The sequence below is a fragment of the Chlorogloea sp. CCALA 695 genome (assembly GCF_003003885.1).
In the GTDB taxonomy this organism is placed as follows: Bacteria; Cyanobacteriota; Cyanobacteriia; order Cyanobacteriales; family Chroococcidiopsidaceae; genus Aliterella.
Map to the genome: position 1 here is coordinate 1 of NZ_PVWN01000111.1, position 6,191 is coordinate 6,191.

At 42.9% G+C, this 6,191-nt stretch carries 8 protein-coding genes and 1 pseudogene; 4 read left to right on the forward strand and 5 right to left on the reverse strand.

The genetic code is table 11. The annotated features are described in order from the left end of the window. Nucleotides 1-260: 260 nt before the first annotated feature. Complete coding sequence (locus tag C7B70_RS24660) at nt 261-563, reverse strand: Crp/Fnr family transcriptional regulator (protein WP_199192547.1); 303 nt, start codon at nt 561-563, stop codon at nt 261-263. A gap of 98 nt (nt 564-661) precedes the next feature. Continuing rightward, entirely contained in the window at nt 662-2,242 is a 1,581-nt protein-coding gene (locus tag C7B70_RS24665; RefSeq protein WP_106371539.1) for a reverse transcriptase domain-containing protein, read from the reverse strand. Nucleotides 2,243-2,405: 163 nt separating this feature from the next. Between C7B70_RS24665 and C7B70_RS26675 the strand changes: the two genes are divergently transcribed. Next, complete coding sequence (locus C7B70_RS26675; protein WP_158260588.1) at nt 2,406-2,555, forward strand: hypothetical protein; 150 nt, start codon at nt 2,406-2,408, stop codon at nt 2,553-2,555. A 39-nt stretch (nt 2,556-2,594) separates the two neighbouring features. Here C7B70_RS26675 and C7B70_RS28575 read toward each other — a convergent pair whose 3' ends face one another. The 3 genes from C7B70_RS28575 to cysE all read right to left on the reverse strand — a co-directional run bounded on the left by C7B70_RS28575 (nt 2,595) and on the right by cysE (nt 3,858). After that, nucleotides 2,595-2,726, reverse strand: coding sequence for a hypothetical protein (locus C7B70_RS28575; RefSeq protein ID WP_255409384.1), 132 nt, complete (start codon nt 2,724-2,726; stop codon nt 2,595-2,597). Nucleotides 2,727-2,798: 72 nt separating this feature from the next. Further along, on the reverse strand, nt 2,799-3,104 hold the full coding sequence (locus C7B70_RS24670) for a Crp/Fnr family transcriptional regulator (protein ID WP_199192548.1): 306 nt from the start codon (nt 3,102-3,104) through the stop codon (nt 2,799-2,801). A gap of 31 nt (nt 3,105-3,135) precedes the next feature. Beyond that, the gene (gene cysE / locus C7B70_RS24675; RefSeq protein ID WP_106371540.1) at nt 3,136-3,858 is read right to left on the reverse strand and encodes a serine O-acetyltransferase; all 723 of its coding nucleotides are present in this window, start codon (nt 3,856-3,858) and stop codon (nt 3,136-3,138) included. A gap of 316 nt (nt 3,859-4,174) precedes the next feature. Here cysE and C7B70_RS24680 point away from each other — a divergent pair, with 316 nt between their 5' ends. From C7B70_RS24680 to C7B70_RS24685, 3 genes and pseudogenes are all read left to right on the forward strand, one after another. After that, the gene (locus C7B70_RS24680; protein WP_106371541.1) at nt 4,175-5,188 is read left to right on the forward strand and encodes a sulfate/molybdate ABC transporter ATP-binding protein; all 1,014 of its coding nucleotides are present in this window, start codon (nt 4,175-4,177) and stop codon (nt 5,186-5,188) included. Further along, a complete protein-coding gene (locus C7B70_RS26680; RefSeq protein WP_233221138.1) occupies nt 5,178-5,354 on the forward strand; it encodes a hypothetical protein in 177 nt (58 codons plus the stop codon). The genes C7B70_RS24680 and C7B70_RS26680 overlap by 11 nt, the downstream gene beginning before the upstream one ends. A 112-nt stretch (nt 5,355-5,466) precedes the next feature. Further along, a pseudogene (locus C7B70_RS24685) lies at nt 5,467-6,165 on the forward strand (IS1 family transposase). Nucleotides 6,166-6,191 lie beyond the last annotated feature (26 nt).

The window sequence follows — 6,191 nt, forward strand, 5'->3', positions numbered from 1 at the left end:
AACATCCTATTATCCTCTCCTTGAATAATTTGCTTTAGACTATATTATGCTACTGCCAGAGCAGGCTGACCTAACCAATTAATCGGCATTTCAGACGTTAAGTAATGTTTCGCCAACAGTATCAAAACTGTGTAAGACCCTTAATCTGGTCTCAAAAACGTGATAATTTCGGGTCGGAGCGATTATGATTTCAGGTCGCTACAACTACAAACCCAAATATTGCCATCCATAAGTTAAATCTTTTTTTACGTTTCATAGTTTTAAATTTCATAATGCCAAAATGGTGCTTGGTCTTGCATCACAACAAATTGTCGCTCTTGGCGCTGAATAATTCCTTGTCGCTCAAACACTTTCATTAGCCGCGTTACAGTTACACGAGTTAAGCCCACTAAGTCGGCAATATCTTGATGGGTCAAACGCAAATCAATCCGTTGTTGTCCAAGCATATCTTGATAACCAAATCTTTTTACTAACCAACCAAATAATTGCAGCAATTTAGATTCAGCGTGCTTACAGTGCAGTATTTCAATAAATTTTTCCGAGCGCTGCATATGTAAAAGCATTGCATCTGTAACTTCAGTTAGGGTCGAGGGCTGGTATTATCCAGCGCCCCTCCCTGTTAGATCCAGACGTGAAACTTTCGCCTCATCTGGCTCCCGATTCAATTAGGCAGTGCCTTTTTGCTCATGTGGATGTATTCATGGCATGACTCATGTAGAGCTTCCAGATTATTGAATTTCCAGTTGTGGTGATTTTCATCTTTATGGTGCAAGTGAACTCGCTCCTCGGATGTAGTCTTTAGTCCGCATCTGGCACATGAATGGTTTTGTCGTTTTAGAACTTTAGAGGTTGTACTATCGTAGAGCTTACTGTTACGTTCGCTCCAATAGGTCAAGTCACCGTCATAAGGGGATTTATTTCCTCTGACATTTATGTGCTTGTTTTCGGAGTAAGGAACTGTTGGAAAAGCTTGGTCTAACAATTTCTTGCTAGTGTAGCGATTCTGTTTAGGCTCCTTGTTGAATACCTTAAATGCTCTGTTTTGCATGAGGTACAGTCTAAACCGTGACCCATCCATTTTGCAGAAGCGGTGGTAATTCCTCCAGCCTCTAACTATGGGTGCAAGCTTTTGGGCTTTCACCTTAGCACCATAGCTACTGTTGTTGACTATGTGTTTTACTTTCTTACGAAAAGCCTTGAAGTTGTCCACTGAAGGGACGCATCTAAACTTTCCGTTGCTTTGCACTTTAAAGTGCCAGCCGAGGAAATCAAATCCATTTTTAGTAGCGGTTAGCTTGGTTTTCTTTTCACTTGCCTTTAATCCTCGTTCCGCTAGAAATTGACTAATACGATTCAGTATTTCTTCAGCATCGTCTTGAGGTCGGAGTATAATTACCATATCGTCCGCATAGCGGATTGATGGTTCTGAAATACTTTCCTCTGGGGTTTTGTTGGTTATCCTTTTACCCTTATTCCGGTGATACCTAAGTAGACCTTCAATTCCGTTTAACGCGATGTTGGCAAGTAGTGGGCTAACGACTCCACCCTGTGGCGTTCCTTGTTCGGGAAATCCTGGGTTAACTCCTGATTTAAGACAGCGAAAAATACCTGTCTTAATGCCTAAAGGGGCAATGAGTTTATCCATAATGGATGAGTGGTTAATCCTGTCGAAGCATTTCTCTATATCGAGTTCGATGACTCGCTTATTGATTCCATTACTTGAGGAGTTTAGATTATTGAACAGTATTTTCTGGGCATCGTGTGCCGAGCGACCTGTCCGAAATCCGTAGCTCTTAGCGTGGAAAGTTGCTTCGTGGGCAGGTTCTAGTGCATATTTTGCGAGACATTGCCAAGCTCTATCTGCGATAGTGGGAACTTTTAGCATACGCATTGTTCCATCCTTTTTGGGGATAGGAATTTCGCGTAGCTTATTGTGTTTCCATGTGTTGACGTTTTCCTTAAGTAATTCGCTTAAGGTGAAGCGTTCCTCAAATGTGAGGGACGCTTCGCCGTCAACCCCTGCCGTTTTCTTACCAGCATTTAACTGAGTTACTTGGCGAATAGCCAGAAATCTTGCAGCCTTAGACTTCAAGATAAGTTTCTGTAGATACTTCGCTTTACGCTTGTCTCCAACATTAACTGCTTTCCACACCCTCTTTTGTAGGCGAAATAAATCCTTCCGAAATTTCTTCCAGGATAGGTTCTTCCAAAGTTCACTAGCGTTGTCGCCGTGTCTAACCATGCTCTACTCCAAAACGTGTGTTCTTTGAACCTTGACCCAATTACGGGTCATCCTACCCAGTCTGCGGGATTCCGCTACTCGTCTAGCCTACTGGGGTTATGACACCCCAGACCTAACAGACTGTTTTTATTCGTTCCTCTCGTCTGATTGTTCGTTCCCTTAGATGGATTCACTTCAACCGCCAGAATCCCTTACTCATGCAGCTATGCTGGCAATAAATGCTGCGGGATACATATCTCTGGCGAGGTCAGGGTGGGTTTTCCCTCCAGAATTTCTGGTTTACGCCCTGCCCACAAATGGGTCGCTTTTATAGAATCTGTTTCATCATAGAAACTCCCTGTTAGCGCCAGTGTCAGCCCGTAACGGCTGTCTGATTGCGCCCTGTTCCCAGCTTCGCTCTACCAATTTCCCCGAAGGTACTCCGAGTCGGTTCGGCGTGGGCAGATAAGGAGTCACGTCTGAGTTTGACGGGTAGGGCTTTCACCTACATCAATCGAGAAGTTCAACCTTAGCGACAGTAATCTGCTGTCAGGTTGGGTAGCTTATGTACGGATTTTCACCGTGATTCGGCTACCAACGAATCGCACTGCCAGTTTTGTTTATGTATTAGCGTCGCTTCTACGGGTGTGAGAGATTCAATTTGATAAGGGTTAGCTTGAGACAAAGGTTTACCCACAATATCCCCCTCACCCCACAATCCAAACGTAACAGAGGTTCCGTCCTCTAGTATCGTTAGAGTCCGAACTACTCCAGTTTGTAGCAACCAGACAGAATCTTGTCGCAATGGTAGGAAAGAGCGACGGGTAAAATTAGTCAGTTTTGGTTCAATAATGCGATCGCACTGCGGCATTAAAATAGTCATAATTTTTTTAAATAAACAATCGTATATCGCTCTAAATTCCTGCTCCGTCTAGGAAATTCTCAATTAACAGATTGTCTTTCTGCGGAAATCTGTGAGTATTTACCACCGGAATTACACCGTTTCTAGGAGCTTTAAGACGATTAACCTCTGCTTCTAAAGCTTGAATTTTGTCAAATAAGGCGCGAATTACCTCCGCTTCTGGATCGGGCAAACTATCATCGCCCTGATTAACAAGTTTTCCTTGACGGCGAACAATTCGCCCTGGAATGCCCACAACAGTGCAATCGCTAGGAATATTTCTCAAAACTACCGAACCTGAGCCAATCCGAACGTTATCGCTAATTTCAATATTTCCTAAGACTTTGGCTCCTGCACCTAATACTACGTTTTGTCCTACGGTCGGGTGACGTTTTCCCTGTTCTTTGCCCGTACCGCCCAAAGTCACGTCTTGATAGATGGTGCTGTAATCTCCCACAATCGCAGTTTCGCCAATTACCACCCCCATACCATGATCGATAAACACACCCTTGCCAATTTTTGCCCCTGGATGAATCTCAATCCCCGTTATAAAGCGGACAAAATATGAGATACCACGAGGAATAAACGGTATTTTGCGGCAATAGAGCCAATGGGCTACTTGATGCCCAAACAGCGCTTGGATTCCTGGATAACAAAATAAAACTTCCAACCAGTTACGGGCGGCAGGATCGCGCTCAAAAATAATCTGAAAATCAGCACTTAAATTGTTTAGCAAGGTTCGCTTAGACCAATAAATTTGTGCGGTTGATAGGGAAAATATTTAATCTCCACTAATCCGGTAGGAATACCGTAATTAATTATTATTAATGAGTATGTCACAACCTGAATCTAAATACAAGGATTTAAAGTACACAAATCCGATCGATAAACAGTAGTATTAACAAACTATGAGAATTTCTATATTTTGTAGCCAAGGTACAAGTATTATTTGACCGATAACAGTAAAATACGGTAAATCTATCGACAAACCGGAGTATGCAAAAATCTCTTGTATAGTTGTCGATTGCAGTGCACAATTACGGAACAAATTTATGACTGGTATTCTGGTTAAAAATATTTCCCGTTCGTTTGGCTCCTTTCAAGCCGTAGATGGTATCAACTTAGAGATCGCTTCTGGCTCTTTGGTGGCATTACTTGGGCCTTCGGGATCGGGAAAATCTACCTTACTACGGCTAATTGCTGGGTTAGAAACTCCAGATAGCGGCAGAATTGAGATTGATGGTAGAGATGTAACCCATAAAAGCGTGCGCTCGCGCGGCATTGGTTTTGTGTTTCAGCACTATGCCTTGTTCAAGCACATGACTATTCGCCAAAATATCGCTTTTGGGTTGGAGTTGCAAAAAGCTCCTAAAGCAAAAGTTAGAGCTAAAGTTGAACAGCTATTAGAATTAGTCCAACTTCAAGGATTAGGCGACCGCTATCCCTCGCAGTTGTCTGGCGGCCAAAGACAAAGGGTAGCTCTGGCGCGAACCTTGGCTGTAGAACCCCAAGTATTGTTGTTAGATGAACCTTTTGGGGCATTAGATGCCAAAGTGCGTAAAGAATTAAGGGCATCACTACGACAATTGCACGAACAAGTTAATGTCACTACTATTTTTGTTACCCACGACCAAGAGGAGGCGATGGAACTTGCTGATCGCATTGTGGTAATTAATAAAGGCAAAGTAGAACAAGTAGGTACACCCGCAGAAATTTATGACAACCCAGCCACCGCCTTTGTGATGAGTTTTGTGGGTACTGTAAATGTTCTCCCCAGTACCTCTAACATCTTTCACCACCAAAATTTTACTTCACCAAATTCTCAAGTCTTTCTGCGTCCTCACGACGTTTTAATTCAAACCGAACCAGAGGAAAGTTCTACCTTGGCTCGAATTAATCGCATTATACATTTGGGTTGGGAAGTTGAGGTTGAATTAAGCCTCAAAGACGGTCAAGCAGTAACAGCATATATCACTAGAGAAGACCTCGAGCGCTTGCAACTGACTTCGGCGCAAAAAGTTTATATCAAACCTCGAAAAGCAAAGGCTTTTGCAAGTGTTGCTTGAAATTGAAACATTGACAATTCTGCAAGGGCTAACTTTAGGGTTGGGAGGCTTTATCGTCGGCTGTTTGGCAGGACTATCCGGTATAGGCGGCGGTTTATTGCTCGTACCAATGATGGTAGGTTTGGGATTGACTTCAATTCAAGCTATAATAACTTTGGGAAATTAAAAGTTCGACCATGAGTTACCAGTTCAAACAGTAGTTTTATAAGGGAGAAGGAATCACACAGGTGGTAAAACTGGCGTTGCATAATTAAAAGATGATATCAAGGGAACACATCATGCAATGCCCTGAATGTAGATCGACCCACATCCGCAAGAATGGACATCGAAAAGAAAAACAAAATCATATCTGTGTCGATTGTCGTCGGCAGTTCATCAATAACTATCAACCCTATCAAGGGTACAGCGATGAGATGAGGCGCGAATGCCTGAAGATGTATGTTAATGGCATGGGATTTCGTGGCCTTGAACGGGTCAAAGGAGTGCATCATACAACCGTAATTAGCTGGGTTAAAGAGGTAGGAGAGTTACTTCCCAATGCTTATAATCCTGACCAGATTCCCGAAGTGGGCGAACTAGATGAACTAGAAACCTTTGTCCGCTCAAAAAAAACAAAATCTGGCTCTGGACGGCAATAGACCACTTTCAAGCCGGAATTTTAGATTGGGTGTTAGGTGACCATAGTGGTAAAACTTTCGCCCCGTTGTGGGAGATTGTTGCTACTTGGCAGTGTTATTTTATTGTCACCGATGGTTGGTCTGTTTATCCTGGTTTTATTCCTCCAGGCGAAAAGAATTGTCAGCAAAACTTATAGGACGAGAATCGAGGGGGAAAACACCCGTTTACGTCACTATCTAGCGCGTCTACATCGTAAAACCTTATGTTATTCCCAATCTCTAGATATGCTGGCTCACTCGATTCGGTTGCTAATTCATTACCTCAAGTTTGGTGATGTGCCTGTCCCTTATCGTGTTTAACTATTCATCTGTTCATTCAGCAACGC